The 26721-nt window shown below is 42.5% G+C and carries 29 protein-coding genes; 20 read left to right on the top strand and 9 right to left on the bottom strand.

Annotation, left to right across the window (positions count from 1 at the left end):
• From ACYVI9_RS15770 to ACYVI9_RS15700, 15 genes are all read left to right on the top strand, one after another.
• The coding region (locus ACYVI9_RS15770; RefSeq protein WP_460766340.1) for a hypothetical protein at window positions 1–192 on the top strand (192 nt) is incomplete at its 5' end.
• A gap of 146 nt (window positions 193–338) precedes the next feature.
• Window positions 339–644: a DUF4134 domain-containing protein gene (locus ACYVI9_RS15765; protein ID WP_460766337.1), complete on the top strand. Its 306-nt coding sequence runs from the start codon at window positions 339–341 to the stop codon at window positions 642–644.
• 1 nt (window position 645) lies between these two features.
• Window positions 646–993: a DUF4133 domain-containing protein gene (locus ACYVI9_RS15760; protein WP_460766335.1), complete on the top strand. Its 348-nt coding sequence runs from the start codon at window positions 646–648 to the stop codon at window positions 991–993.
• A 26-nt stretch (window positions 994–1019) separates the two neighbouring features.
• Window positions 1020–3494: a TraG family conjugative transposon ATPase gene (locus ACYVI9_RS15755; protein WP_460766333.1), complete on the top strand. Its 2475-nt coding sequence runs from the start codon at window positions 1020–1022 to the stop codon at window positions 3492–3494.
• Window positions 3495–3508: 14 nt separating this feature from the next.
• Window positions 3509–3871, top strand: coding sequence for a hypothetical protein (locus ACYVI9_RS15750; protein WP_460766330.1), 363 nt, complete (start codon window positions 3509–3511; stop codon window positions 3869–3871).
• Between the two features lie 106 nt (window positions 3872–3977).
• On the top strand, window positions 3978–4664 hold the full coding sequence (locus ACYVI9_RS15745) for a conjugal transfer protein TraI (RefSeq protein WP_460766327.1): 687 nt from the start codon (window positions 3978–3980) through the stop codon (window positions 4662–4664).
• Window positions 4645–5292, top strand: a complete 648-nt coding sequence (locus tag ACYVI9_RS15740) for a hypothetical protein (RefSeq protein WP_460766324.1) — start codon at window positions 4645–4647, stop codon at window positions 5290–5292. Before ACYVI9_RS15745 ends, ACYVI9_RS15740 begins: the two co-directional genes overlap by 20 nt.
• Entirely contained in the window at window positions 5292–5924 is a 633-nt protein-coding gene (locus tag ACYVI9_RS15735; protein WP_460766322.1) for a TerB family tellurite resistance protein, read from the top strand. Before ACYVI9_RS15740 ends, ACYVI9_RS15735 begins: the two co-directional genes overlap by 1 nt.
• Window positions 5925–5927: 3 nt before the next feature.
• The gene (gene traJ / locus ACYVI9_RS15730) at window positions 5928–7136 is read left to right on the top strand and encodes a conjugative transposon protein TraJ (RefSeq protein WP_460766319.1); all 1209 of its coding nucleotides are present in this window, start codon (window positions 5928–5930) and stop codon (window positions 7134–7136) included.
• 47 nt (window positions 7137–7183) lie between these two features.
• Window positions 7184–7798 (top strand): conjugative transposon protein TraK, encoded by a 615-nt coding sequence (gene traK, locus ACYVI9_RS15725; RefSeq protein ID WP_460766316.1) that lies wholly within the window; start codon window positions 7184–7186, stop codon window positions 7796–7798.
• Window positions 7795–8232 (top strand): hypothetical protein, encoded by a 438-nt coding sequence (locus ACYVI9_RS15720; protein ID WP_460766314.1) that lies wholly within the window; start codon window positions 7795–7797, stop codon window positions 8230–8232. The genes traK and ACYVI9_RS15720 overlap by 4 nt, the downstream gene beginning before the upstream one ends.
• Before the next feature lie 9 nt (window positions 8233–8241).
• Window positions 8242–9510: a conjugative transposon protein TraM gene (gene traM / locus ACYVI9_RS15715; protein ID WP_460766311.1), complete on the top strand. Its 1269-nt coding sequence runs from the start codon at window positions 8242–8244 to the stop codon at window positions 9508–9510.
• A gap of 99 nt (window positions 9511–9609) precedes the next feature.
• The gene (traN, locus tag ACYVI9_RS15710) at window positions 9610–10440 is read left to right on the top strand and encodes a conjugative transposon protein TraN (protein ID WP_460766309.1); all 831 of its coding nucleotides are present in this window, start codon (window positions 9610–9612) and stop codon (window positions 10438–10440) included.
• 526 nt (window positions 10441–10966) lie between these two features.
• Window positions 10967–11317 (top strand): hypothetical protein, encoded by a 351-nt coding sequence (locus tag ACYVI9_RS15705; protein WP_460766306.1) that lies wholly within the window; start codon window positions 10967–10969, stop codon window positions 11315–11317.
• Between the two features lie 21 nt (window positions 11318–11338).
• Window positions 11339–11638, top strand: a complete 300-nt coding sequence (locus ACYVI9_RS15700; RefSeq protein ID WP_460766303.1) for a hypothetical protein — start codon at window positions 11339–11341, stop codon at window positions 11636–11638.
• A 209-nt stretch (window positions 11639–11847) separates the two neighbouring features.
• Here the strand turns inward: ACYVI9_RS15700 and ACYVI9_RS15695 are convergent, their stop codons facing one another.
• The 7 genes from ACYVI9_RS15695 to ACYVI9_RS15665 all read right to left on the bottom strand — a co-directional run bounded on the left by ACYVI9_RS15695 (window position 11848) and on the right by ACYVI9_RS15665 (window position 19066).
• Window positions 11848–12285, bottom strand: coding sequence for a hypothetical protein (locus ACYVI9_RS15695; RefSeq protein ID WP_460766300.1), 438 nt, complete (start codon window positions 12283–12285; stop codon window positions 11848–11850).
• 105 nt (window positions 12286–12390) lie between these two features.
• Entirely contained in the window at window positions 12391–12795 is a 405-nt protein-coding gene (locus tag ACYVI9_RS15690) for a polymorphic toxin type 44 domain-containing protein (protein WP_460766297.1), read from the bottom strand.
• Between the two features lie 6 nt (window positions 12796–12801).
• Window positions 12802–13050, bottom strand: a complete 249-nt coding sequence (locus tag ACYVI9_RS15685; RefSeq protein WP_460766294.1) for a hypothetical protein — start codon at window positions 13048–13050, stop codon at window positions 12802–12804.
• Between the two features lie 243 nt (window positions 13051–13293).
• Window positions 13294–14493: an Sb-PDE family phosphodiesterase gene (locus ACYVI9_RS15680; protein WP_460766291.1), complete on the bottom strand. Its 1200-nt coding sequence runs from the start codon at window positions 14491–14493 to the stop codon at window positions 13294–13296.
• Between the two features lie 232 nt (window positions 14494–14725).
• Window positions 14726–16558: an LTA synthase family protein gene (locus tag ACYVI9_RS15675; protein WP_460766289.1), complete on the bottom strand. Its 1833-nt coding sequence runs from the start codon at window positions 16556–16558 to the stop codon at window positions 14726–14728.
• Window positions 16559–17039: 481 nt separating this feature from the next.
• Entirely contained in the window at window positions 17040–18395 is a 1356-nt protein-coding gene (locus ACYVI9_RS15670; RefSeq protein WP_460766286.1) for a sensor histidine kinase, read from the bottom strand.
• Complete coding sequence (locus tag ACYVI9_RS15665) at window positions 18392–19066, bottom strand: response regulator transcription factor (protein ID WP_460766283.1); 675 nt, start codon at window positions 19064–19066, stop codon at window positions 18392–18394. Before ACYVI9_RS15665 ends, ACYVI9_RS15670 begins: the two co-directional genes overlap by 4 nt.
• Window positions 19067–20034: 968 nt before the next feature.
• On the opposite strand from ACYVI9_RS15665, the gene ACYVI9_RS15660 reads away from it, so the two are divergent.
• From ACYVI9_RS15660 to ACYVI9_RS15650, 3 genes are all read left to right on the top strand, one after another.
• Window positions 20035–21441, top strand: a complete 1407-nt coding sequence (locus tag ACYVI9_RS15660; protein ID WP_460766281.1) for a pyridoxal phosphate-dependent decarboxylase family protein — start codon at window positions 20035–20037, stop codon at window positions 21439–21441.
• A gap of 447 nt (window positions 21442–21888) precedes the next feature.
• A complete protein-coding gene (locus tag ACYVI9_RS15655; RefSeq protein WP_460766279.1) occupies window positions 21889–22986 on the top strand; it encodes a hypothetical protein in 1098 nt (365 codons plus the stop codon).
• A 418-nt stretch (window positions 22987–23404) separates the two neighbouring features.
• Window positions 23405–24124: an alpha/beta fold hydrolase gene (locus ACYVI9_RS15650; RefSeq protein WP_460766276.1), complete on the top strand. Its 720-nt coding sequence runs from the start codon at window positions 23405–23407 to the stop codon at window positions 24122–24124.
• Window positions 24125–24180: 56 nt separating this feature from the next.
• Here ACYVI9_RS15650 and ACYVI9_RS15645 read toward each other — a convergent pair whose 3' ends face one another.
• A complete protein-coding gene (locus tag ACYVI9_RS15645; RefSeq protein WP_460766273.1) occupies window positions 24181–25014 on the bottom strand; it encodes a hypothetical protein in 834 nt (277 codons plus the stop codon).
• 345 nt (window positions 25015–25359) lie between these two features.
• A complete protein-coding gene (locus ACYVI9_RS15640; protein ID WP_460766343.1) occupies window positions 25360–25545 on the bottom strand; it encodes a transposase in 186 nt (61 codons plus the stop codon).
• Window positions 25546–25580: 35 nt separating this feature from the next.
• Here ACYVI9_RS15640 and ACYVI9_RS15635 point away from each other — a divergent pair, with 35 nt between their 5' ends.
• Window positions 25581–25898: a transposase gene (locus tag ACYVI9_RS15635; RefSeq protein WP_460766270.1), complete on the top strand. Its 318-nt coding sequence runs from the start codon at window positions 25581–25583 to the stop codon at window positions 25896–25898.
• Window positions 25895–26497 (top strand): IS3 family transposase, encoded by a 603-nt coding sequence (locus ACYVI9_RS15630; protein WP_460766267.1) that lies wholly within the window; start codon window positions 25895–25897, stop codon window positions 26495–26497. The genes ACYVI9_RS15635 and ACYVI9_RS15630 overlap by 4 nt, the downstream gene beginning before the upstream one ends.
• Window positions 26498–26721 lie beyond the last annotated feature (224 nt).

Below are 26721 nucleotides of genomic sequence, written 5' to 3'. Positions count from 1 at the left end.
TACTTATATGCGCCGCTCAGTAAACAGCGTTTGATTCAGTCACTCAGCCAGGCAATAACCCATTCAGCCGTAGATAAGGAGGCCGTTCTGAAAGAACCCGTCAATCAGTTTCTAAAAAGCGAGGTACTGCTGAAACTACATTTGGATCTTAATGATGAAGACCTGGCTGAAATTTGGCGACCCCTTTATTAAAATAGCCTCTTTCCATTAAAGCATGTCAATATAGGTTTAGATAGGTCATTTTCAGGAGGGAGGCTGCTGCCTGCTGCTCATCTGTTCTCTTTTATTCTCCTAAGGGGACGGATGACGGCAGCAGTAATAATGAAAAATCCCGTTTTATGAAAAATAAAAAATTACTCTTTTGCCTTTTTGTATTGCTGTTTACAGCACTACAAACGCTAAGGGCGCAGGATGGCTCTGCCGGCATCCAGGAAGCCAATACCATGGTCCGTCAGTACTTCGATGTAGGGATCAATCTGATGTATGCGGTAGGCGCGGTTTTAGGGCTTATCGGCGCCGTCAGGGTATATCAAAGGTGGGGGTCGGGTGATCAGAACACCAATCAGTACGCGGCAAGCTGGTTTGGAAGCTGTATTTTTTTAGTGATTGTAGCCACCGTGCTGAGAAGCTTTTTTGGGTTATAAGATGGTTAGCGTATACCAGATAAACAAAGGGGTCAACCAGCCGGTCTATTTCAAGGGACTGAAAGCCCAATATATCTGGTGGTTGGGAGGGGGGCTGGTAGTTTTACTAATGCTGTTTGCTGTCCTCTATATTTTGGGCATCCATATGTACTTATGTCTCTTGATTATCGCTATACTGGGTATGGTGCTTTTTAAAGTGGTATACCGGTTCAGTAAAAACTACGGGGAATATGGCCTGAAAAAGCGTTTGGATTATTTTAAAATGCCCCGCTTTATTATTAACCGAAGCCGGTTGCTGTTTATAAAAAGCCTTAGTGAAGCCACTGAACAATTAGGCGAATTTGATTGAAGTCCACCTACGTAAATCCATTTATAATGAACAAACAGTTAAAAGATATTTTTCCCATTTTAGATATCGAGCATGATATGATGCTGAGCAATCGGGGAGATATCTCTATTGTGTTTAAAGCGGAGTTACCGGAAATATTTACGCTGTCTGAGGTCGATTATGAGAATTTTCACCAAACCATGCTGAGAGCGATAAAAATGCTGCCGGAACACACTGTCTTTCACAAGCAGGATCATTTTTGTGCAGATCGTTATACGCCTGATTGGGAGCAGGGCGAAAGGGGCTTTTTATCCCGGAGCAGTGACTTGTACTTCAATGAACGGCCTTTCCTGGCGCATGAGTCTTATTTTATTCTAACCTGGATTTCCGATAAGTTTCGGAATGGCGGATTTCGGCAAAACGCTTTTTTTCAGCGCTCTATAGTGCCCCGGCAAACCCTGGAATTATCTCAAAGGCTGGCTTTTGAGGATGCTGTGGGCCAGTTTGCCGGTATTCTGTCAGATGCGGGGATTCGGCTGCAACGACTCCCTGCGGCGGACCTTTATAGCAGCAGGACGCGGTCAGGGCTGATCGAACGCTATTATAACCTCGTAAAAGAGGACCAGGAAATAACCGTAAATGACCTGGAGCTAAAAAATGCGTTGAAAATAGGCAGAAAGTATTGTCAGCTGTATACGCTTTCGGATCTGCCGGATCTGCCTGCCTATTGCGGATCCCGTGTTAATTATGATAAATACAGCACAGACCGTACGAAGTTCTCTGTCGGGTTTGCCAGTAGTTTGGGGCTGTTGCTACCCTGTAACCATATTTATAACCAGTATATCCGGATTTGCGACAAGACCGCATTAATTAAAAAGCTGGAATCCAGGCGCCTGCGCATGCAATCCCTGGCCGCCTATGCACCGCAGAATGCTTTTGGGCGGGATGCGATTGCGGAATTTTTAAGTGAATGTGCCGCAGAGCAGCGCATCCCGGTTCAGGCCCATTTTAATGTGTTGGTATGGAGTGAAGACCCTGAGGAGTTGAAAGAACTGAATAAAAAGGTTTCAGCAGCCATGGCGCAGATGGACGCAGCGACCAAGGTAGAAACCTTAGCAGCGCCGCAGATCTGGTGGGCAGGAATCCCCGGGAATGCGGCAAGTCTTCCTGAAAATGAAACCTTTGTCAGCTTTGCCGAGCAGGCCTGCTGTTTTCTTTGCCTGGAAACCAATTACTGGGATTCGATTAGTAATTACGGTATCAGGCTGGGGGACCGGATTACGGGGCGGCCGGTGCAGGTAGATATATCTGATGAACCCATGAAACAGGGAATATGCACCAATAGAAACAAATTTATTCTGGGCCCTTCGGGTAGTGGCAAGAGCTTTTTTACCAATCATATGCTGCGTTCGTATTATGAACAGGGTTCCCATATCGTACTGGTAGATGTGGGACATAGCTATAAAGGGCTTTGTAGTCTCGTAGGAGGCTATTATTTCACTTATTCGGAAGCGGATCCCATCCGGTTTAACCCTTTTTACCTGAAAGAGGGGGAGCCGTTGGACACCGAAAAAAAGGAAAGCATCAAAACCCTGTTACTGGCCCTGTGGAAAAAGGATGGCGAAAATTATCGGCGCTCAGAATATGTTGCCCTGTCCAATGCCCTGCAGGGGTATTTCGATAAGCTGATGCGTTCCGGAACAGAACCGGGCGGCCAATCCGCCATTTTCCCCTGTTTCAATACTTTTTATGAATACCTGCAAACGGAATTTATAGCTTCTCTGAAAGCGGAACATGTTAGTGAAAAGCATTTTGATATCGATAATTTCCTGTTTGTGCTCAGGCCCTTTTATTCCGGAGGCGAATTTGACTATCTGTTAAATGCTACAGAGAACCTGGATCTGCTGGAGCAACGATTTATTGTTTTTGAATTAGACAATATCAAGGATCACACCATTCTGTTCCCGGTGGTGACCCTGATTATTATGGAAGTGTTTATTTCCAAGATGCGGAAACTGAAAGGGATTCGGAAGATAATTCTGATCGAGGAAGCCTGGAAGGCTTTGATGCGGGAGGGTTTTGCCGAGTATATCAAGTACCTGTTTAAGACCGTTCGAAAGTTCTTTGGTGAAGCTATCGTGGTCACCCAGGATATTGAAGATATAATTTCTTCCCCCATTGTAAAGCAGGCCATCATCAACAACAGCGATTGTAAGATACTGCTGGATCAGTCCAAGTACCAGAACAAGTTTGATTTAATTCAGGATCTGCTGGGGTTAACGGATAAGGAAAAGACCCTGGTATTGTCGGTCAATAAAGCGAACGATCCTCATATAAAGTATAAGGAAGTGTTTATTTCCCTTGGAGGTGTCTATTCCAAAGTGTATCGTACAGAGGTCAGTCCCGAAGAATACCTGGCCTATACTACTGAAGAAACTGAAAAAGTCAAAGTGGAAGCTTACGCTTCACGCCATGGCGGAATGGAGCAGGGGATCCGGCAAATGGTGAAAGAAATTCAGTAACTAAAAAAACAGATATGAATCATAGGTATGGTATACTGCTGGTTTTGCTATTCGCGGCCTGTAAGGGAAAGGATATTTCAGGGGTTTATGTCCGACCTATAAATCATGAGTTTGCCCGGGGGACGGATACGCTTAGAATACGGGCTTTGAAAGGGAATCGATATACGATCATTGAAAATCAACGGTTTCAACGTTTACGCAATAGTAGATTTATGCCTTTTGAAAAAAGTCATAAAAACTACCCGGTCACATATGACGCTCAAAACGATATAGCGCAACTTCCGGACGGTACACCTATTAGATTTTTATTTATGGATGACTGTAACACACTGGTCATGGGCGCCACAACTTACCGAAAAGTATCGACAGTAAATTAAATTAGAAAATTCTTCATCTGTAAAAATAAAGACTCCTGTATCAGTAAATAGTCCCCCGGGAAACTTCTGTTTTCTGAATTTGAAACAATCTTAATAATGCTATTGCATGAAAAGTCTGAAACGATATGGTATGATGTCCCTGTTTTGCCTCTTACTTAGCATTGCGCCCACCCAGAAAAGCCATGCCCTGATTTGGGAAGTTGTGCAGGCTGCATTGGTAAAAGTGATTAAGGCTATGGATCTGGCGGTTCAACGACTGCAGAATAAGACGATTTGGCTGCAAAATGCGCAGAAGGCGATAGAAAATTCGCTGTCGAAATTGAAACTGGAAGAGATATCGGAATGGGCAAAAAAGCATAAAGAGCAGTATGAAAAATACTATAAGGAACTGGTTCGGGTAAAAGCATCCATTAACCATTATCGGCGGGTAAAGTCGATGATTGTTAAACAGGTAAGCCTGGTGGAGGAATATAAAAGAGCTTTCAGGTTAATAAAACAAGATCGACACTTCAGCCCCAAGGAAATTATTTATATGGGTAGGGTTTATGCAGGCATATTGAATGAAAGTGTGCGTAACCTGGATCAACTGCTTTTGACGGTACAGGGGGAAGGTTTGGTCATGACCGACGGGAAACGCCTGGCACAAATCGAAGTCTTTGCAGATAAAATGGACCAGTTGCTGGCTGACCTGCGGTTGTTCAACCGGCAGAATATTAAAATCAGCCTGCAGCGATCCAGAAGCCTGGATCAGGTAAACCTTGTAAAACGCTTGTATGGATTACCGCAAGATTAAATATGGACTGATTCTACTGACCATGGTCTTCAGTCTATTGCATGTTAAGGGGCAGGGACTCAGGGAATGGTTTAGTCAGAAGGCGACCCAAAAGGACTATATGCTTCAGCAAATCGCAGGATTGCGCATATATACCGGTTATCTGAGCAAAGGATATGCAATTGTCAGTAATGGTCTGGCAACCATTGGCGATCTAAGGGGAAAGCATACGACTTTGGACATTCATTTCTTTCAGCGCCTGGTGGATATTAATCCCCAGGTCAGTGGTTCCGAATCAATCAGTCAGGTTTTACAGCTGCAACAGGAAAATATTCGCCTGCTACGCGGGTTGGAGCAACAAATAAATGGATTTAAAAACTGTCCATTATTTATAGCTCTTTATTTCCGAAATGCGCAAAAGAATATGGAACAGGAAGAAAAGGAGCAGACAAAAGAACTCATCACCCTGCTCAGCAGGGCCGCCTATGAGATGGATGATGAAGCGCGGTTAAAGCGGATACATAAAATTACCCATGATGTTCAAAAAAGGCATAAACGGATTAGAACGCTGCGATTTCAATGGTCGAAACTGGCCATTCAGATAGACCGGGAAAGAGAAGAGCTGATAAACTTAAATGATATGTACTGATGAAGGGGCGATGCTATATAGGATGGTTAGTAGTGTTTATTTGGGGCTTCTCGTTCAGGGCAGCTGCTCAGGCGGATGAACTGGCCCAGTTGGCCTTAAATATTGAAAAACTGAGCCAGTTCCGACAGATTCTCTCAAATATGAAGAAGGGATATAATCTACTTTTCGGCGGTTATAATACAGTGAGGAATATTGCCAGGGGCCAGTTCAGATTACACCAGGCTTTTTTGGACGGCTTGCTGAAAGTATCGCCTACCGTAAGAAAATATTATCGGATCAAGGATATTATTCAGGGCCAGATTCGGATACTAAGTGCCTGCAGGGCGGCAAAAAGCTATTTTGAATCCAGTGATGCTTTTACAGTGGCGGAGCTCATTTACTTTTCAGAGGTATATGAAAGAATGCTGGCATCTTCAGTTTCCAATCTGGAAGACCTGCTGATCATAGTAAGCGCCGGTAATTTAAGAATGTCGGACGATGAACGTCTTGCTGCCATTGATCATATATATAATGACATTTCTGAAAAGCTAAGGTTTTGTGAGGCATTTACTGCCGATGCGATGGTACTGGCGGAACAGAGAAGGAGAGAAGCAGGCGATGGCAGACAATTAAGACAGGAATATAATCGATAGATGATGGAAAGAATGATAATGAAAATAGGGGCTGTTGCGGCACTCTGTATCTTCTTGCCAGTTAGCACTTATGCGCAGACAGGTGGATGGGCAGCAGATTTAAATGGTTTTCACGAGGTGCTGGACCAGTTATACCAGGAAATGCTTCCACTGTGCAGTAAACTTATTGGAGTGGGCAGGGGCATTGCAGGCTTTGCTGCGCTCTGGTATATTGCCTCCAGGGTCTGGGGGCATATTGCCCGCAGTGAATCAATCGATTTCTACCCCCTGTTTCGGCCTTTCGTGATTGGTTTTGCCATTGCGGTTTTTCCCTCCGTCATTTCTTTAATTAATGGAGTGATGCAACCTACGGTCAACGGTACAAAGAATATGGTAGCTCAATCAGATCTGGCCATCGAAGCTTTACTCAAGCAAAAGGAGGAAGCCGTTAAAAGCTCGGATCTGTATCAGGTATATGTAGGACCTACGGGGGAAGGAGACCGCGATAAATGGTATGCATATACGCATACGAATGATGATGAATCAAAAGAAAGTTGGATGGAGTCCATCGGCAATGATATCCGATTTGCCCTGGCCAAGGCAGGCTATAATTTTCGTAATGGAATTAAGGAGGTGATTGCTGAAGTGTTGCAGTTATTATTTGCGGCGGCTTCTCTGGCCATCAATACGATGCGCACTTTCAATTTGCTGATTCTGGCCATTCTGGGGCCGCTGGCCTTCGGGCTAGCGGTATTTGACGGCTTCGGTCATACCCTTAAGCATTGGATAGCCCGGTATATCAATGTATTTCTCTGGCTTCCTATTGCCAATATATTCGGGGCCGTCATCGGAAAAATCCAGGAGCAAATGCTCAAGATTGATATCTCACAGATTTCAGAAAACGGCGACAGCTTTTTTAGCCGGACAGATATGGGCTATATGATATTCCTGATTATTGGTATCCTGGGCTATTTCTCCGTCCCATCTATTGCCAACCAGATCGTCTGGGTGGGCGGCGGAAATGCGCTGACGAGCAAAACCACAGGAGCGATGATGGCTGCCGGAGCCGCGGTGGGAGGCGTGGCAGGTGCGGTAACAGGTGCTGCGGCCGGCCAGGCGGTGAAAGGCGCTGAAAACCTGGCTAAGTCGCCCTATCATGTGTATCAGGGCTATGCTTCGGGTGGTGATAAAAAAGGACCGGATTATATGGAAGATAAGCTAAAGGGTAAGTGAGGGAATCAATTCTTTTATGAACCGATGGATAGCGAAAAATACTAGAGATGTTTAGAAGAATGAAAAATATAGATACCGCCTTTCGGCAAACCCGGGCCATGGCACTGTCTATTGTAGCAGCAGCCATATTGCTGAGTGGTTGGATCGTTTATCGTACCACCAGCGTATTGACAGCCAATAACGGGAAAGTCTATGTACTGGTCAATGGCCAATTAGTGGCCGCCGTGGCCGAAAAACGAAATATGCCGGTAGAGATAAGAGATCATATCAGAAGATTTCACACCCTGTTTTTCACCCTCTCACCCGATGACCGGGCGATACGGGAGCAGTTGGTAAAGGCATTGTACCTGGCCGACGGTTCTGCAAAAAGAATTTATCAGAATATGACAGAGGCTGGATATTACAATAATCTTATTTCAGGTAATATTTCTCAATCCATTGAAATTGAAAAGATTGACGTGGATATGCGTAAGGCGCCTTATCGGTTCACTTGTCAGGGAACACAGTTTATAACGAGGCCCAGTTCATTGTTAACCCGATCTATTACGACTACCGGCTATGTCCGGACAGGTATGGTTCAAAGCGACAACAATGCCCATGGGTTTCTGATCGAGCGCTTGGAAATAAAAGACAATCATGACATCAAAAAATCCATTCGATGAAGCGGAAACCTGGTAATACAGCATTTGGGCAGCAATGGGGCAGAGCCCTCGAAAGAGCTGGTGTATGGCTGGAGTCGCAGCAGCGAAAACTCGCACAGGTGTTGAATAGAAAATGTGCGGATTTATCTGCCAATCAACTACTCGCGGGCTTTATTTGCTTTAGTCTGTTTACGGCGTTGATATTTAGCTATATTATCTGGGTTGCCCTGACCCGTTCAACAGCAATGAAACTGCCGGAGAAAATAACATCATCGCCGTATCGGAAGCAGGAAACTTACCCGGATAATCAAAAAGATATAAATCAGATCATGGTAAGACTGGATAGTTTGCGAAATACCCCCAATGCGGATTCCCTGTTCAATCGGATACAATTATACCGACCGGGATTATTAGATAGCATAGCGTTTATAGATAGTATATATAGAACAAATTAAACAATCAATATGGAAACGAGAATTGAAGTCTCCGATGCAAATCATCGGATGAGAAAGTTATGGCTTTTGCTGCCCCTGTTGGTTCTGCCTTTCCTGATTTTATTGTTATGGGCCTTGGGATTGGTGGGGAGTGGCTCCGAAGTTTCAGCAGATCCTTCTTTGGCTTCCGGGATAAACCTGGACCTGCCCGCAGCAGTTGCTTCCGCAGACAGTAGCTGGAATAAGTTGAGTTATTATGAGCAGGCTGAGAAAGAGGCGCATCGGTTAGAAATGCAATTAAGAAACGACAGTTCTTATAATGCCCACCCTGATGTGGAAGATAATCTGGCTGGAGTTCATATGTCGGAGGCGGACTATGCCGGGCAGAATTTTAGTGCCCGCCCGATATCAGGTGCCGCTGGAAACCGTAGTGTCGATAAGAATGAAGCAGCAATATTTCAGAAACTGCGTCTACTGCAACAACAGCTGGATGATCAATCTCAGGAACCTAAGAATTATTACCCTTTAGAAGAGCCGAATCCAATAGATATGGAGTCTTCAGAATACCTGCCGGAACCGGTAAATGCGAGTGCCGTGGATTCGGAAATCGGGAAATTAGACCAGATGCTGGATAAGATTATCACGATCCAACATCCAGAAAAGATAAGTCAGGCACTTCAGATAAAATCTGAAGCAGCTTCAGGAGCCGCCTTTCCGGTGCAAACAAACGCGGAAAAGGTAAGTTTGACGATGCTCCAGCCTGTAGCGGATACACTTCGTACAACAGGAAATGGCTTTTTTTCTTTAAACCAACACCCGGAAAGGGATTTTGAGCGACGTGAGATTCGGGCGGCGATTCATGAAACGCAGACCATCGTAAATGGGGCCACCGTAAAATTGAGGCTGACGGATGACATTTTCATTAATAACCGGTTGATCCCCAAAGAAAGCTTTGTATACGGTTTGGCGACGCTAAGTGGTGAACGGTTGCGCATCGCGATTAAAAGTATTCGAATGGGAGCCTCGCTGTTCCCGGTTGACCTTTCTGTCTATGATATGGATGGTATTGAAGGTATACGGGTACCTGGCTCGATATCCAAACGGGTGGCCGGCCAGAGTGCGGAAAGAGGGCTGCAGGGCATGGGGCTCACTACGGTCAGCCCCTCGGTAGGCATTCAGGCAGCGGGTTTGGGTATTGAGGCGGCCAGAAGCTTTCTGGGTAAAAAGCTGAAACTGGTACGGGTGACGCTTAAAGCAGGCTATAGGGTATTGCTGAAAGATGAAAAACGTAAAGGCTAATTGAGCCAATCGCTGTTTCCCGACTTGAAACGACAATCTGGCCGTAAATAATTTACTGTAGTCGACATAAAATCAATTTTTTATATAAAATATATCAATATGAAAAGGAAGTATTTGATTTTCATGGTGGTACTTGCGATGTTGCTGCCACAGCGGGCATGGTTGCAAACACTTACAAGGACCATTACCCCGTATGAGTTTGCTATAAGTGAACATTTGACGACCAATCTGATCTTTCCCTATCCGATCAAAAGCATAGACAGAGGATCTGCAGATTTGCTGGTACAGAAGGCTGGAAGCGTTGAAAACGTCCTACAGTTAAAAGCAGCGACTCCGGGATTTACCCCAACAAACCTGACGGTGGTAACTGCTGACGGTGCCTTTTACTCATTCATGCTCAACTATAAATCTGCGCCTTCAGATGTAAACTTCCGGATGGACCAGCGGAATATGTCTGATGAGCCCCTGGCCGTTTTCGAGCCTTCGGGAACGAACGATATAGTGCGCGCTGCTGCCAGACGTCTTATCCATAAACGCGGGTTTATAAAGTCCTGCCGGCAGATGAAAAACGGCATCGGAATCGCGCTAAAGGGAATATATGCGGCGGAGGGGATGCTGTATTTTCACCTGGAACTAAAAAACAGCACCTGGTTAGATTACCCCATCAGACAATTACGCCTTTTTATTAAGGATAATAATACAGCCAAAAGGACCGCCATCCAGGAAATCGAATTGAAACCGGTCTATATATTGGGTGATCGCAATATTATATACAACAGATCGGCTCAGGGTCTGGTAGTGGCACTACGCGGTTTTACGATTCCGGATAAGAAAAAATGCCTGATACAATTACAGGAAGAGCGCGGCGGCAGGAACCTGGATCTGGAAATTACCAATCGGTTGATTACGAAAGCCTGGCGGGTGTTTTAACCGCCATTTCACTCGTCCTAAAAATAGATGTTCACATTAGTTGTTTTACTATAAACGAATTATTATGGCTAATCATTACAACACAGCCGTCTATATAGTCGCTTGCGTATTTATGCTGAGTTTTTGTGGCTGCACCAAGCCGACGGAAGCGCCTGCTGCCCGGAAATACTCCAGCGCAGACAGTCTGCCGGGAAATGCCCTTAATCCCTATGATAGTTTCGGGTACTGGCATAATTTGATTTTGGACTCAGTAAATAGTTGGCGCCGCACTAATCGCTCATCTACAAGTCCGGAGTCCTATTCTCTGATCGGGAAGCTATGTCAGGATAAACGAAGGAGCCGATCTGCCGTTTTTTTCCCGACCGCCATTCCCGGCCTGGTTACCGAATCCGCTGTAAGACTGCATCAGTTCGTAGAACAATTAAATTGGAGTGATTCGGTAAAGTGTCGGTTACATAATCTGTTTCGGATTCTTCGGCAGGCCGCCGTCCCGGATCCCCAGTTTCCGAAAATTAAAGCTGAAATAATGGAATTTGAAAAATCTGTGATAGAGAGTGGTTTGCCCGATCAGGATAAAGAAGTGCTTTTTAAGGCAGCAACAATTGGACGCCATTCTACTTATAAGTGGCTTTTACACCCCCGGGCGCTGGAATCATTTTTCCCTCAGCAATTACAGACCCTGCATCAGGGTCAGGGTATTGCAAATCCAAACCTTAAGCTGTTCGTGGATGCAACAGTCCCCAGACGTCTGTTCGAAAAAGTAGGTAAATGGTTTGCGGTGACGGTCTGCGATATGGGTGGCGCCATCGCAGATTTAAGTCTGGAAAGCGCGGTAGCGGCAAGTGATTATATGTCTGAAATATTCCAGATTCATTAGTCATATAAATTTTATTGAAGTATGGATCCGGTTACATTAAATTATTTCAAAGGATTTTTTCAGGCTGCAGCTAGCGATCCAAGACTGGGCCCCCAGCATATAGCGCTTTATGTTTCACTGATTTATTTATCTATTTTGAAAAATGAACCTTCCGCCGTTCAGGTATCAAAAGAACGATTGTCGAGAATGGCGAAAATAGGCCGAACGACTTACTATAAATGTTTGTCTGAACTGGAGACCTTCGGGTATATCAAATATTTTAGGTCAGATAGTCAGGGACTGCGAAGTTTGGTTGAACTAAATTTAAGTATTGAGAGGTAGCGTTTGGTAGTGATTAATAGTCAGTGAAAATATATCTCTATTATCTGTATTTACAGTTTTAACCCATCCATCAGGTGAAGTTAATTGAAGCGGAGCCGAATGGAGCGAAACTAAAGGGGTTCGGGCGACAATTTTGGCGGGATTTTCACCTCGATTTTAACTTACACACTTTTCGGGATACTCCCTAAATTGGCCGTCTAAGTTATAATTCAATACATACTATATAGCCAATCCTTTTCAACTTCCTTAGCTTCGTCAAATTTATTTCTCCAAAATTCATTAAAAACCTTTTGTTTGTTCGGAATGTAAGCCCAAAATCTATTAGCGTCTATAAAAAAGACAACAAAGTCACCTAAAGTAGGGCTGCTGAATATCTTATAAAGATTAATTTGCTGATAAATATGAAACATGTCATTGCTATATTTTTTTGCAAATTCAAATACTTTAGTAGAGTCCTTACAACCATTAACTTCAGCAAATTTTTCAATATCAAAAAGTTTGGAGTTCATTATCTTTAAGGAGTCGTAATATAAATAATTGGGCAGCTTATATTTTACTCCATTTATCTCTTTAGTAAAAGAAAAAGCAACATAATTTTTATCCTCTTTTTTACGTGCTTCTATAATAACTCCGCTTAATTTTTTCATATCCACTTTTTTAAGTCTATCAGGTACAAGATGCTTGTTCTCATTGTTACAGGCAAATAGAGCAAAAAATAGAAAACTATACAATTTCATGTTAAAGATGTTTACCTAGAGATATGGGTTGAAATGAGACTGTCTCCGAACGGCTGGGACCCCTTTAGGATAATAAAATCCCTGCTTTATAGCTCTTTGATCTCCTTGAGAATCTAGAATACCCACTTTCTTCCCGGGATTATTCTTTCTTCCGCTTATAGCATTATTTAAATGTGCAGCATCCATTAAGGTGTAAACACTAAAACCTAAATGTTTGCCCGCTTGCCCCCATAAAAAATTTCCAAAATCGAAGGCATTATAGGCTACACCACTCTTGGAAGATCCGTTACCCTTAACTACATGTAACCCATCGCTTTTGATAAGTGGGCTGGATACGAAATGATCTAATTTACCTTCACTTTTTCCTGAAAGTAAAGATTTATCACCTGTAGGCCTACTCTCACGTTCTATATAAATCAACTTATTCTACTTTGTAGTGGCAGAGCCATTGTCTACCATTTCCTGATCAATTTGTTGGGGAGAAATAAACTCCAATTTTGTAATCTCACCAGACTTAATGGCTTTAGTATCTTCTTTTGGATCGTTAAAATCATATGTTCCTTCCACTTTTCCCGATTTTGAGTTTTTAACTACAATTTGATCGGGTTTATCGTTTTTGTCAATTCTTATAAACTTACCTTTTTCATTAAAAATATAATCGTCAACAGGTTCCATCCCATCTGGATCAATAAATCTGAGTTGTAATGTTATCCGTCTTTTTCCTTATAATCAATTTTCCTTAGGTCTTGGTTGCATCCATCTTTACAGAAACAGCTTTAGCCCTTCAAGCCCAATTTAATCAATTCCTTTTGGAAATATTTATATTATAATATGTAGTGGGTCTCATTTATTGCAAATTTTATATCATCTAGAAAGGCTAAAATAGAGGCGTTGGGATAATAATTTTTATCATAATTCTCAGGGGCTAATATCCATTTCGTATGTGGAGACAAGATTCTCGTCTGGGGTTGTTAGTATATTATATACCGTAATCTCCAGTTTAATGCGTTTTGGATATTGCCACATGGCTCGTAGCTGTACATCGGTTTCCTGATGGGGAGGAAGTGTGAGTTGTCCCATAGGATACCTATCCAGGATATAGTGACTGCTAATTTTAATCCGGTAGGGGATATCACTGTGATTTGTCAATTTGAGGGTTAGGGAAGGTTCGTCTTTTCCTCTTCTGAAACTACGGCTGTTGGATATGGTTACCGAAGATTTAAAAAACGCTTCCGCTTCAGGTTGTCTGGCGACGATATAATCATCGAAGTATAATGCGGTTCGTTTTGCAATTAAGGCTTCTTTGATGGCTGCTTCTGTTTTGTCTGTGGCAAAAACCAAGGTCATGGGTCTATGGGTGCCGGCGTATCGCGGGTACATATCATCATGCCCGTCCGTATTGCAAAACATAGTCAAGTTATACTTGAAAGCCAGGCGATGGGCAGTAACATTGTATATACCCGAATTCACGACTTCTATACCGGAAAGCATCTTGTTGTCGTAAAGTTGCTTGTGGAATTCAGTAAATACAGTAGTATCCCGGACTTTCCAGGCTGGCATATTACCGGGATGATTGAAAAAAATAAATCCACCCTGTTTTTTGGCTTCAATAAAGGGTTCCATTAATTCCGCCTGACTGGGATGATCTTTCATGACAAATTCCTCTTTGCTGATTTTCATGTAATTATAAGGAAGGTTCATGTCCTTTAAGAATAGTACATTATTATGGTAGGGCGGGACCCGTGGTGATATTTCTGCTCCCTTGATGATCAGAATGTCTTTGCCTTTGGCGTATTCAGTAGCCAGCTCATAGGAACGGTTGATATCTCTTTTGAGATCTTTTGGAAATCGTTCGTAGTCGGTATGTTCAGTCAGGGATATAACATCCAGCCCATCCCTGATTGCTTCTTCCACCCGGAATACCGGCCATACTGTTCCATCAGAAAATACGGTATGCATGTGGAAATCACATTTCAGGGTCTTATAGCCCGGAATATCGGGTAAGCTCGGCTTACGGGCAAGATCTTTAGCTTCTATAGGTTGTGCCTGGACAGTGGCTATACCACCGTGGAATATAAGAAAAGCGAACAGGAGTGCGACTACCGGATATTGTCTCATATGGGAATCTGATTTACAGGAAGCTCAAATTACTGATTTTAGTTTGGTGCGCAAAAACTGAAAGCTGCCTTCAATGGGACAGTGAAATGAATGTATGCTGAGAAATGGAGGAGCGGTGCAAAATTTAGTCATATAAGCATAGCTGCAATTATCCGCATTAATGCGGCATTTAGGTATGCATCGCCTTTCAGGCCATCGGATGGTCAGCCTACTGTTTTACCCGATTTTTAGCTCAATGGACTTTCATTTGGCCATTTGTAAAACGTTCGCTGGCCGACTGATAATAGGAGATGGTTTCTGACACTAATTCTCTGTTTGGGTGACTTATTTCAGAAAGCGACTGATCCTGTCCCGATACTTTGAACTGCCTGATCCCTTTGCGGTCATCGATCTGGGTAAACAGGTGGTCTTTGAGTAAGCCCAAAGTTCTGTAATTCCCAATGAAAGCCCTTTCACTTCCCGGATTGATATGGTTTATATCCTGCCCATATAGCGCAGTTTTGTAAGTCCAGTTTAAATAGCCGAATAAGGTGGGCATGATATCTATCTGTGAGGCCAGTCTGTCTATTTTCTCCGGCTCCTGAGTGAGATTATAAATTATGGCGGGGATATGATGCTTGTCAATATTGATTTCCCACTTACCGGCGCTGCTGGCGCAATGGTCGGCTACGATAATAAAGACCGTATTTCGGAACCAAGGCTTCTGTTTAGATTCCTGGATGAATTTTCCCAATGCATAATCTGTGTAACGCACGGCTGCATTCCTGTTTCCCTTAGGTAGATTAATCTTTTTGTCCGGGAAACTATAGGGTTTGTGGTTCGAAGTCGTCATTACAAACTGGAAGAATGGTGTCCGCGCATTACTGCTCTTATCCGCATATTTGATAGCCTGCCTGTAGAGGTCTTCATCACATACACCCCAGGCATTTTCAAAGCTCACTTCGGCTGTCGGAATATTGTATCGATGCGTTTGAATCTGTTCAGACAACGGATTACCCCTGTTCCTGTCTACAATATCAAAACCCTGGGCTCCGAAGAAATTATTCATGTTGTCAAAATAACCGTCTCCACCGTAAATAAAATATGGATGATACTTTTTCTGCTTCAGTATCGTTGCAATAGAAAAAATATCTTTATTTCCTGGTCTTCTTACAATACTGTTACCGGGTGTAGGTGGTACACAAAGTGTAAGCGCCTCCATTCCCCGTACAGTTCTGGTCCCTGTTGCATATAAATTAGTAAAAAAAATGCTTTGTTGGGCAAGACTGTCGTAAACAGGGGTGAGGTTCTCCCTGTTGCCAAATGCCTTTAAAAAGGCGCCACTAAAACTCTCAATCGCAACCAGGATAATATTCGGACGAATTTCATCCCTGCCTGCTGTTAGTCGGTTTATACTGTCCCATTCCCGGGAAGTATACCGCTGGTTTTGTTGTAGAAGCAGCCTCTTTAGTATCGTATAGACTTTTTGCTTATTGATTGTGGGATAAAATGTGTCGTAATCGAGTTCGTTGGATCTATAAGCTGCGAAAAAGGAAAAAACACCATTCTTACCTAATTCATTTATAACAAGGTTATTGCTAAAGTCTGCCCCTTTGTTTTCCATTACATTAAATAACAAAAAGCAAGCAATCAATACAGGAAGGATGTACAGAGACCTGATACGGATTCCGCACTTGTCGGAGAATGTGTTCTTAAAAATCCCTGTTTTCGTAAATACGATAAAGCTTATGATGACCAGTGCCAGTAAAACGGCTATAATTAATGGTAGCGGATAGGATTGGTTGATATTGGAAACAACTTCATAAGTGTATATCAGGTAGTCAACAGCTATAAAATTGAACCTTACCCCAAATTCATCCCAAAACGGAAACTCTGCCATCAGGCTGAAATAGATAATGATCAGGGCGAGTGAAAGATAGCCATAGGTAATAACTTTATCGATCCATGTGCCAATCCACCTTTTAGGCAATAGCAACAGATAAATAGCATATAGGAACAAGATTGCCAATGCCACCGTAGTGTCAAATATAAATCCTGTAAAAAACGCCCTTAATAAATGAATCAAATGAAAATCGACATCTTTTGCCGACCAGAAGAGTAAGATGATTCTTGTAAAAAATGAGCATATAATATAAAGTAGTCCTACTAAAAACAACAGTGAAAAACGATTACGACTAAATTTTTTCATATAATTTAAGGGAAATGTACAACGACGATTATGCCCGCGGGCGGGAGGAGCCAGGCAGTTCACTGACGGCTGGTAATGAACTAAAGACCATTAATTGTTCAGATTAGCCGGAATGGAGGAATTCATGACAATTTTCTATCACCATGTTAGTCCCTTCCAATTTGGCCGCCCATTTAAGAGGAAAACCATGAATTAACCATCCCGTATGACTTATAAAGGCTGCAGGAATTGGGTTCTGGGCCCCAAAGATGGGTTGAAAGCTTCTTCGGGCGCCTATACATATTACTTCATTGGATTTGGTCATTTGTTGCCCAATTATTGGTAAATGAGCAAAATTGACACCCAATTTAGAAGAAATTTAGAACTTTACTGAAAATACATGTTGCTGATATTCAAATAGGTAGCTAACTTGCCAGTGCTGATATTTAGCTATTTGGCGAACGATGGCCAGGCCGAGGCCGCTACCGCTATCACTGCCATCGGAGGAGATTTTAGAGAATCTTTTGAACAATAAATCGGTATCGAGCGTCTGTTCCCCGGAATTCCTGACCTCAAAACCTGTTTTCGTGGATATAACCCGAATAGCGCCTCCCGGCAAAGTATGCCGGATTGCATTGAAAATAAGGTTATTGATTAGGACTTCGGTTAACCCTCTGTTGCCTAATACTTCTACATTCGGTTCTATTTCCGAACTGACATTTATATTTTTCTCATTAAAATGTTCCTGTACTTCTTCCATAGTTTCCCCGACCAGGGTGTTGATAGCAATAGGTTCTGTTGTATCAAACTGGCTATTTTCTATTTTGGCAAGCAATAGTAAGTTTCTGTTGATTCTTGAACTCCTTAACAGGGCTTTATTCATCTCCTCCACAATATGATATTGCTTTTCAGTAAGATCTTCACTCTGCAATAATATATCCAGTTTGTTTTTGAGGACTGCCAGTGGTGTCTGCAATTCGTGCGATGCATTTTCCGTAAATTCTCTTTGGCTATTGTAAGTAGACTTACTGTGTTGGAGTAATCGGTCGAGCGTTTCATTCAATTCAGCAAATTCAATGGTGTCGGTCTTCAAAAATTCAATCCGCTGTTGACCGTTTAAGCGGAATGCTTTTAATTTCTGTAAACTGTCCTGAAAGGGCAGCCACAATTTTTTTGAAACATGCCGATTCAATATCCAAAATCCGATTACTAAAATCAGGAAAAATAATAAAGTGATCATTGCGATATAAGCTACCGTTTCTTTGGTTTCTTCCACGTTAGTCTCCACTATTAGAGTATAATGTTTCCCATTTATTTTTATAGGGGTTTTTAAGCCGCGGTAACGTTCAGTTTTTTCGAAATCCTGACCAGTGATTGCTTCCGGTGCGATGGTTTTTGGACCGTCGGTCGGACCGTGTCTCAGGGTATTAAAATAAGGGTTGGTGCGGCTGATGGTATATCTGCTACCTGGCTCTAAGGGTAAAAGAGCCGCTTCTATTTTACTTTGGGGTTGTAGGCTGTTCCACAACTTAATACTTTCGGTTAGTTGTTCATCGTTTGGGATTTGCTTGTTGAACTCGATTTCTACCCGCTGTGCAATAAGATCGTTGTTTTCATCAAGTTCTTTTAACCATATCCAGTCTACTAAAAAATAATAAGAAGGAATGCTTAACGCAAATACGATAAATGTAAATACGGATAACCGTCTGAGCGATTTTTGTAACAAATATTTCATTCGTCCCATTTATAGCCTGTACCGTATACGGTTTTTATGTATTGTTCGCTGCCTGCGCCTGCTAACTTCTTTTTCAGGTTTTTAACATGTGCATAGACAAAATCATAATTGTCCAGCATATCGGCAAAGTCTCCTGAAAGGTGTTCTGCCAAAGTACTTTTGGAAAGTACCCGGTTCCGATTGCCGACAAAGTAAACAAGAAGATTGAATTCTTTTTTTGTAAGTGCAACCGGGCGACTATTAACCAAAACGGTTTTGGCCAGCAAATCAATTTCCAGAGCCCCCTGACATATGGTGTTGGAATGGTTAAACTGCTTTCTTCTGATCAGGGAGTAGATGCGCGCCGTCAATTCGGATAAATGAAACGGTTTGGTCAGGTAATCATCGGCTCCAATTTGTAACCCATTTATTTTATCCTCTACGGAGTCTTTCGCTGAAATTATAATAATACCTTCTTCTTTGTTATCTTTTCTCAGTTCTTCCAGGATCCTAAGGCCGTTCCCGTCTGGCAAACTTATATCCAGTAAAATACAGTCATAATTATAAACATCTAGTTTATTCATGGCCTGCTTAAAAGTTGCAGCAGTTTCACAGAGGTAGTTTTCTTCGGAAAGATAGGTTACCATGCTGTTGGCAAGCTCTTGTTCATCTTCAATAATCAGGATTTTCATTTCTCGGAACTTTCTGAATACAAATTTAGACGAGATCAGTCAAATGAAGACTTTGGGTACACACTTCCGGGAAAGATTTCTGGCATAATACTGGGTTAGAAACTAATTTAATAACTGTTTAAGAACCCTGTTTATCCGGATTTAAGTCTTGTAAAAAGATAGACGAATAGGAGAGTACATCGATGGTTTGTCGTTGTTACTAAAATGGATATTATCTTTTGATTAAGGAATTAGATACCAAATTAGAGCCGTTTTTTGTTTTTAATGTCTCCCCATTTAAATAATGCTTCGTACTCCTCAAAACGGTGCTGACGAATAGGCCTGGTAAACGGGGCGGTGCTAAAATGCAAAAGCAGGCAGGGACTGATATCTTTATAAGAATCGAGGTACTCATAACTTAGCAGCTCACCATTTACTATTCTTTGCTTAATCTTGTTGTGATAAGGATACATACTTTGACAGATGAATTTAAGAAATGATTCCCGTACAAATTCAGAAGTTAGTGTTTTACAATATCGAGATCCATATATAGCTTCCGGTATCTGGCAGACTTACTTCCAAAATTGTATGATATTCAACAATTTAGTATATGGAAATCGGCAACACCAACTTTCCCTGAATTGACCGCCGAAGCATTGGGATCATCTAATGTGGGCGATTAACTGCGAAGGCAGTTCATTATATTCAAAAGGGGGTAATATAGGAGAGACTGGCATCTTTGTCTCCTGGTACTGGGTGGCCTAGCCTCCAGTTACTATATAGCCGCCTCCAGATAAGCAGCATTTTAAGCGTATTCCAGATATATCTGTAGGAGCGACTGCCCGATAGAATTGTTTAGACATGCCTCAATTATTTATAATTCCAGGGCATTGTTACCCCAATGGACAATTTCCCGGATATCTTTCGGAATTTTTTACCTTTAAACAGCGTCTTCTAATCAGCAGTGCGCACCTTTAAAGCTATCAGTTATGAACACCGGAAATAAAAAATTTTCTGAACTGGGATACAAAATAATCGACCTGATCCAACGTGATCTACAACAGTCCGCAGTGCCTGAATCCAAAACCCTGAACTGGTCGCCACCGGCTGAAGAACTGGAGTTTTGGACACGAGATTTTAACGCTGGTGAAGCGATTGCTGCCGAGGACTTATTTCAACAATTACTCGACCATTCCATTCATTTAAATAACCCGGGCTATATGGGCCATCAGGTGCCGCCAACCGCAGCGCTTACTATTCTCACGAGTGCCCTCGTGGCCTATCTGAATAACGGGATGGCTGTTTATGAAATGGGCATGGCGGGTAACGCGATGGAACAGGTTGTCATACGCTATTTTGCGGAATGCTGGGGAATGCCACCAACAACAACCGGCATCATCACCTCCGGCGGTTCCCTGGGAAACCTGACCTGTTTGCTGGCTGCGCGCACCCGCTATCTGGCCCGGCACCCGGAAGCAGCCTATCAGCAACTGGCTGTTATGGTCTCTGCTGAGGCCCATTATAGTATTGAACGGGCTTTTATGGTGATGGGACTGCCGCTGGAGCAAATCATCAGGGTAGAAACAGATGCGGCCTACCGGCTGCAACTGTCTGACCTGCCAGGCAAACTGCAGCAGGCGAGAGACAATAACCTTCTGGTGTTTGCGTTGATCGGTTGTGCCTGTAGCACTTCTACCGGATCTTTTGATGATCTGCAGGCTTTGGCGGATTTCGCCAGGGCACATGATATCTGGTTTCATGTAGATGCGGCTCATGGCGGGGCAACGGTATTTTCAGAGAAATATGGCCACCTGCTACAGGGGATAGGCCAGGCGGATTCTGTAATTATGGATTTTCATAAAATGATGCAGGTGCCCTCTCTCTCGACTTTGGTACTATTCCAGACACCAGCCCATCACCGCGGGACATTTCAGCAGCATGCCAGTTATCTGTGGCAGGACCAGGATCATGAGCTTTGGTATCAATCAGGTAAACAGACTTTTGAATGTACGAAGTCCATGTCAGTCTTTCATGTCTATGCCCTGCTACGCCTGTATGGAGCTGAGTTTTTCCGACAGCATATTGATCGGCTCTATGATACGGCAGCTGCCTTTTCTGATTTGCTGACAGCAGCAGCGGATTTTGAATTACGCTGCCCGCCACAATCGAATATTGTCTGCTTCCGGTTCATACAACCAGGTAGCCCGCCTGATTCACTCAATCAGTTCATTGTCCGGGAGCTGGTCCGGCAAGGCTATTTTTATGTCGTTTCTGTACAAATTAACGGCGGTTTCTATATACGAACAAGCATTATGAACCCCCGAACATCTTTAGATGATTTTCAGGGACTGATCCGATCTATACGCGACATTGCCGGAAAGTTTACGAACCCCTGACTGGGAAACGCAAAGACGGGTTATCAGGCCCGGTATTTCTGGAAGAGTAAACTGCGTTATATGTCGAAGCGAGAATATTCATTAGCAGACATAAATGCCCCGGAATACTGAAAGCTGTACACCAGGACAAACAGTGAGCGCTGTTGTAAATTACTTCATTTTTTAAACTTGTGTTATTAATATGAGTGCCACCCGTCACTTCTGAAACTAAAGACGCGAATACCGCAGAAAATATTAATGGAATTACAACGCAGGATTTGTTGCTAAATGGAAAACCTACTTCATAGATACCGGTAGCGTTTAGGCGGTTTTACCCGAAGGATAAATTCCTGGGATTTTTGGGAGAATATCTGGGCGCTTAAATCCATGTTTTCAGGGATTTCCTGCGAATATTAATCCTGTTATTTTTGAATATCAATATATTGTATTCATCCTCCTGAAAAAGTTATGAAAATTATTCTGTCCATTTTAGTATTATTTGTAGCCTATTCTGTTTTGGCCCAAAAACCCCGTTTTGTTCCTTTCCAGTATCAAAATGAAATCGGCATCATGGACGTGGAGGGAAATGAATTCGTGGGTACCGGCGTGTTTGGCGATTATATGGTGGTAGGCGATTTCCAGGCATATATTGTCCGGGATCAGGTGCTAACCAATAAAGACTTCTTTTTTAATGCCCTGAGTGGTACAGGCATGGGAGATATTGATGGAACGTTGGATCGTGCATGTGGGGCGCTGGCTGTGGGCGACCTTACTTATTATCATTTTTGGATGGATGGGACCTCTGTAATGGCTTCCTATGGAAAAGAGTCGATTTTTTTGCCAAAGCGTTATCTGAAAATTGAACCGAACATACAGGCCTGGGATAACGAAAATCTGTCGGAAAAACATTTTGTATGGGCCTTAAATGAAGATGATTCCTATGATTTATTGCTGCCCGAGCAGGGATTCAAAGTGGTGAGAAACCTGCCGGATTTTACGAGTTATGATATTGTGTTCAGTTCGTCTAAGGCAGGTGCTATGAAACTACGGGGCTTTGTACTGGGAAGTCGGCAGACGATTAAACGCGATTTTGGACAGATGTACGAGATTCCGCCATCGGATGGTTCCGTAACCGTTTTCGATACGGAGTTTAAAAAACTTGGAACATCTGCCTATCGTAAAAACGATATCTCGGCTTTGTTTAAGGAAGAAGTTCAGCTCAGGGGTAGTATCCTGCCGCCGCCTCAATTGGCAAATCGGGTTATCTATGCGACCGGTAAAACAGTTATACTGAATGATGAGTTTAGTTTGGTACCAGATACCGCTGATAAGGATCGGCTGGTACTGGTGCGGTCAAAGAAAAATAATGAATCCGTGTTGGGGCCGGGTGATTTCGATTATAGGTATTTCAGTACCAGAGGAAATCCGAAAGCATTACTGCAGATACGCCATCTTGAAAGCGGCAGCATCTTCTTCTTTGATTTTGACGGGACGTTTTTTCCCAGGGGTGTCCCAATGATTCCTAAAAGCAAAATGGCTTGGACTTCAAATCTATCAAAACAATAAACTTTTCCGAATTCATTTAATGAGGACATGCAATCAGCTGTTAATAAGCATAATCCGATACAATCACAGCTGTTGTTGCGAAGGGATGCAATGGGCGACCGCCTATTTTTGATGGAGCCCTGATCGTTATAGGAGCAGGCGAAGACGCGAAACTGAACAAAACTGAAGCATAAGCAAAATCAAATGAAAAAAAGTACCCCATTCCTTCTACTATTGATCTTTCATTGCTTCTTGTTATCTGCCCAAGATAAATATTATAGTGAATGGTACCTGCAAAGGGAAGATGTCGACATATTTGTGAAGGAACTGGGAACAGGAAAAGACACTGTAATCGTTGTGCATGGTGGTTTTGGCGCAAATCACGATTATATGCTCGACGCGATAAAGGGTTTAGGGAACAGATTCCATTTTGTCTTATATGACCAACGGGGATCATTACTGTCACCCACAAAAAAAAGAGAATCTCAGTTTTCAGAAGAATGTCGATGATTTATTTGCTTTAGTGAAAGAACTTAAGATGAAGAGGGCGAAACTTTTTTGTCATTCTATGGGAACCCTGCTTGGAATGGAGTTTACAAAACAACACCCTGAATTAGTGGCAAACCTGGTTCTTGCAGGAGTCCTTATTCCCAAGTCTGATAGTTTACACACTGTGTTTTCCAAGCAATATGAAGAAAGGATACATTTTCTTCTGAACCGACAGGAAGTTTTCGATCTGATTAAGCCATATAAGGACAAGGGGATTGAAAGATTAGGTGCTGTTTCTGAAATCGAGAATTCGATGTTTTCCCATAAAGAATTGACTGAATACTGGCGCATACAGTATGCCGCCGTTAATATTTATGACATAAAGAACTATAATCTGTTGAAAGGAGGGAGGGCATATTATAATCAGGACGCTTCTATAATGGTTGAAACAGTGAATTGGAAATATGATTATCGGAACCCGATGAACAACACTAAAACGACGATTATTAATGGAGCATATGACTTTTTTGATTTTAACGGGGACTGTTTTAAATCACTACTGAAAGGGTTTCCCAATATTCAGTTAGATATCATTCCTGATGCTGGACATGTATCCTGGGTGGATAACCCGGAACTTTTCAGACAGTATTTATTGGCTGCTTTGAGATGATCGTTGCCTTATGATTAAATAGTATTAACAGCAAGGATGGCTGCTAACCAGGTAGATTAAAGTTGGGCAATTTTAACATTGCCCAGGTATATATCGGCCTGATTCTTTTTGTTTTCTACAGCCAGATAGAAGTATTTTTTGGTGACAGGATCGGCCATTTCGGTATCCAGTACCTTGTATTTATCGATGTAAACTGTCATGCGATCACCCTGCAGGCGGATCTTTACTTTCATAATATCGTTCACAAAATAGGACATATCAGCCTCTATCTCACTTGACTTGTTGGGATTTACCTCTTTGCTGGTAAATTTAAACTGATCAAAGCGGTAGGAGGCTTCAATATTGACCGGGTTCCGATATGCCAGGTAATAATGCTTACTCACGCCTTTTTGGTGGTCAAATCCAAAATCGATGGTAATGCCATCTTTACTATCCGCCAGCGTCAACAGGTCAAATTCCAATGTGCAGTTTTCCGGAATCCTGACCAGTTCCTTGATCTTATACGTATTCTCAGTATAAAGTTTTAACCATTGACCTTCAAAGCCATTTACACGCGCAATGGCTCCTGTACCGTTGCTGGTCCACCGGGAGGCCATAGCGCCCGGGGTTTCTTTACTAAAATCATCAAAGAAGACGATTTCTGATTCTGTTTTAAAATCATAGGTCGTTAAGGGGATATTCTTGAATGGGCCAGTTGTAGAGGAATGATTTGATTTAGGTGATTCATCCGCTACTTTTTCTGTATCATCTTCCAAAACTTCAGCAATTTTCTTTTCTGCTTTCTTCTCTATTTTTTTGCCGATGTTTTCCAGAATCTGTGCATGGCTATTCTGATAAGAGCAAATAATCCCAAGTCCAAGTATCGCTATTGAATGTCTAAATTTCATCATTATTACTATTTATGAGGCTGTAAAAGTACAAAGATGTTCTACTTCGGAAAATAACGGAAAACCAGTATATTTAGCGATACGACCATTATTAAAGAATAGCCAAAACGAGGCTACATTTAGTTATGGCACATTTATCGATAAAGTCAAAAACAAGAATTCGATTCATAAAAAAATGGACTTGAATGTTAGAAGAGAATCGATTATCAGCACACTATCTGAATACATAAAATTAACCATTCCAAAAAAAGAGCGGCAATATCATCACCTTTAAAGTGTATAGAATTTATAAAACGTGCCGTAAACCCAAAAGTCTTTAGCTTTTGGGATGTAAGGCACAAGAAAAATTTAGCCTTGTGAAAGAATATATTGACGGACAGTTTCAGGACTTGCTTCTCCAATAGAGCAAACAAAGTAACCATCTGACCAGAAAGTATGTTCTTTCCAAAAGTGGTTTGACAATTTGTTTTTGTAAATTTGCCAAATTGCAATAGTGCTTTCCTGTCTTAGCCCCTTAAAAGCCTGGACAAAAATTGAAAATCAATTTGGTTACAGTAAATTTAAGGATTATGGCAAAAACAAGACGACAATTCACACCTGAGGAGAAGTACAGCATTCTACAGGAAGCCGAACGGGAGGGCACGACCGAGACAGCCCGAAAGTATAATCTGGCTCATTCAGTAATAAGCTATTGGAAAAAAAAGTACCTGGCCAGAGGAAAAGATGGATTAAAAGCCAGTTACAAGAAATTAGACCCACGGATTCGCGCTCTGGAGGAGGAAAATGCCCGACTTAAGAAGATTGTTGCCAACCAGGCTCTTGAACTGGAATTTAAGACCGAGCTTTTAAAAAAAAGCGATGCCCATTATCTGAAGCAAAGGAAATGATCAGTGAGTACAAAGGCAAGACGGGTATAGAAGATCTCTGTAAATGGTCTGGGGTGACCAGAAGTAGTCTTTATTACCAGGCGCATCCTGGCCCAAGGGGTATCGGGCCGAGTACGCATACGTTGATCGGCCATTGTGGCCTGGTGGAAAACAGCCTGGTAGTAGATCAGATGCGTGCAATTCTTTCGATGGATTACTGCGTATACGGATATCGCAAGATGACTGAGGCGTTGCGGGATTTGGAATACCTGATCAATCCAAAGAAAGTGTACCGTTTAATGAAGGAAAATCATCTGTTAAGCGGTAAACGGATAAAGGTTCAGGGTAAGCGAAAATGGGTGAAACATCGCAGAATAGACGCCCCGCATCCGATGGAATATTTGTGTTTGGATATCAAATACATTTGGATTCAGGGAGAAGGACGCTGGTACTATCAGTTAGCGATTATGGACGTGTCCAGTCGTCGGATTCTTTGCTGGATTTTCCAGCGAAGTGTTCGGCAAAGTGATGTTATCGCACTGATGCGGTGGCTGGACCTGCGATTCGGCCTTAAAGGGGTAATTATCAGAAATCACTGTTGTCCGACTAATATTATATAAAAAGGCATAAAAAAAGGTCAGTTTTTGAGAACCACCAAAAATGGTTAAGTTCGATTTACTACAATAAATAGGGGTTCGCGGCGGCATGTAGTGCCGAGGATGAACCCCTATTTATTGTGGCAGCTTATAGCAGTTGGAACGGTTACTGATTTTCGCTTAGCCACTCCCAGTAATTATCCCGGTGGATGACCTGTATCTGTGTAGGTTGATAGGTTTCTTTAAAT

This window comes from Niabella terrae (genome assembly GCF_054783135.1).
Note: the sequence above shows the minus strand (reverse complement) of the source record. Positions and strands in the feature narration are given on the sequence as shown.

Bases quoted from the DNA above. Each gene is read 5' to 3' on its own strand.
- traJ (WP_460766319.1), top strand. From the start codon at position 5,928: ATGGAAAGAATGATAATGAAAATAGGGGCTGTTGCGGCACTCTGTATC.
- traN (WP_460766309.1), top strand. From the start codon at position 9,610: ATGAAAAGGAAGTATTTGATTTTCATGGTGGTACTTGCGATGTTGCTG.
- ACYVI9_RS15745 (WP_460766327.1), top strand. From the start codon at position 3,978: ATGAAAAGTCTGAAACGATATGGTATGATGTCCCTGTTTTGCCTCTTA.
- ACYVI9_RS15750 (WP_460766330.1), top strand. From the start codon at position 3,509: ATGAATCATAGGTATGGTATACTGCTGGTTTTGCTATTCGCGGCCTGT.
- ACYVI9_RS15695 (WP_460766300.1), bottom strand. From the start codon at position 12,285: ATGAAAAAATTAAGCGGAGTTATTATAGAAGCACGTAAAAAAGAGGAT.
- ACYVI9_RS15700 (WP_460766303.1), top strand. From the start codon at position 11,339: ATGGATCCGGTTACATTAAATTATTTCAAAGGATTTTTTCAGGCTGCA.
- ACYVI9_RS15680 (WP_460766291.1), bottom strand. From the start codon at position 14,493: ATGAGACAATATCCGGTAGTCGCACTCCTGTTCGCTTTTCTTATATTC.
- ACYVI9_RS15765 (WP_460766337.1), top strand. From the start codon at position 339: ATGAAAAATAAAAAATTACTCTTTTGCCTTTTTGTATTGCTGTTTACA.
- ACYVI9_RS15670 (WP_460766286.1), bottom strand. From the start codon at position 18,395: ATGAAATATTTGTTACAAAAATCGCTCAGACGGTTATCCGTATTTACA.
- ACYVI9_RS15650 (WP_460766276.1), top strand. From the start codon at position 23,405: ATGACCAACGGGGATCATTACTGTCACCCACAAAAAAAAGAGAATCTC.
- ACYVI9_RS15705 (WP_460766306.1), top strand. From the start codon at position 10,967: ATGGAATTTGAAAAATCTGTGATAGAGAGTGGTTTGCCCGATCAGGAT.
- traK (WP_460766316.1), top strand. From the start codon at position 7,184: ATGTTTAGAAGAATGAAAAATATAGATACCGCCTTTCGGCAAACCCGG.
- ACYVI9_RS15685 (WP_460766294.1), bottom strand. From the start codon at position 13,050: ATGGAACCTGTTGACGATTATATTTTTAATGAAAAAGGTAAGTTTATA.
- ACYVI9_RS15720 (WP_460766314.1), top strand. From the start codon at position 7,795: ATGAAGCGGAAACCTGGTAATACAGCATTTGGGCAGCAATGGGGCAGA.
- ACYVI9_RS15660 (WP_460766281.1), top strand. From the start codon at position 20,035: ATGAACACCGGAAATAAAAAATTTTCTGAACTGGGATACAAAATAATC.
- ACYVI9_RS15735 (WP_460766322.1), top strand. From the start codon at position 5,292: ATGAAGGGGCGATGCTATATAGGATGGTTAGTAGTGTTTATTTGGGGC.
- ACYVI9_RS15630 (WP_460766267.1), top strand. From the start codon at position 25,895: ATGATCAGTGAGTACAAAGGCAAGACGGGTATAGAAGATCTCTGTAAA.
- ACYVI9_RS15635 (WP_460766270.1), top strand. From the start codon at position 25,581: ATGGCAAAAACAAGACGACAATTCACACCTGAGGAGAAGTACAGCATT.
- ACYVI9_RS15755 (WP_460766333.1), top strand. From the start codon at position 1,020: ATGAACAAACAGTTAAAAGATATTTTTCCCATTTTAGATATCGAGCAT.
- ACYVI9_RS15655 (WP_460766279.1), top strand. From the start codon at position 21,889: ATGAAAATTATTCTGTCCATTTTAGTATTATTTGTAGCCTATTCTGTT.
- ACYVI9_RS15645 (WP_460766273.1), bottom strand. From the start codon at position 25,014: ATGATGAAATTTAGACATTCAATAGCGATACTTGGACTTGGGATTATT.
- ACYVI9_RS15760 (WP_460766335.1), top strand. From the start codon at position 646: ATGGTTAGCGTATACCAGATAAACAAAGGGGTCAACCAGCCGGTCTAT.
- traM (WP_460766311.1), top strand. From the start codon at position 8,242: ATGGAAACGAGAATTGAAGTCTCCGATGCAAATCATCGGATGAGAAAG.
- ACYVI9_RS15740 (WP_460766324.1), top strand. From the start codon at position 4,645: ATGGATTACCGCAAGATTAAATATGGACTGATTCTACTGACCATGGTC.
- ACYVI9_RS15665 (WP_460766283.1), bottom strand. From the start codon at position 19,066: ATGAAAATCCTGATTATTGAAGATGAACAAGAGCTTGCCAACAGCATG.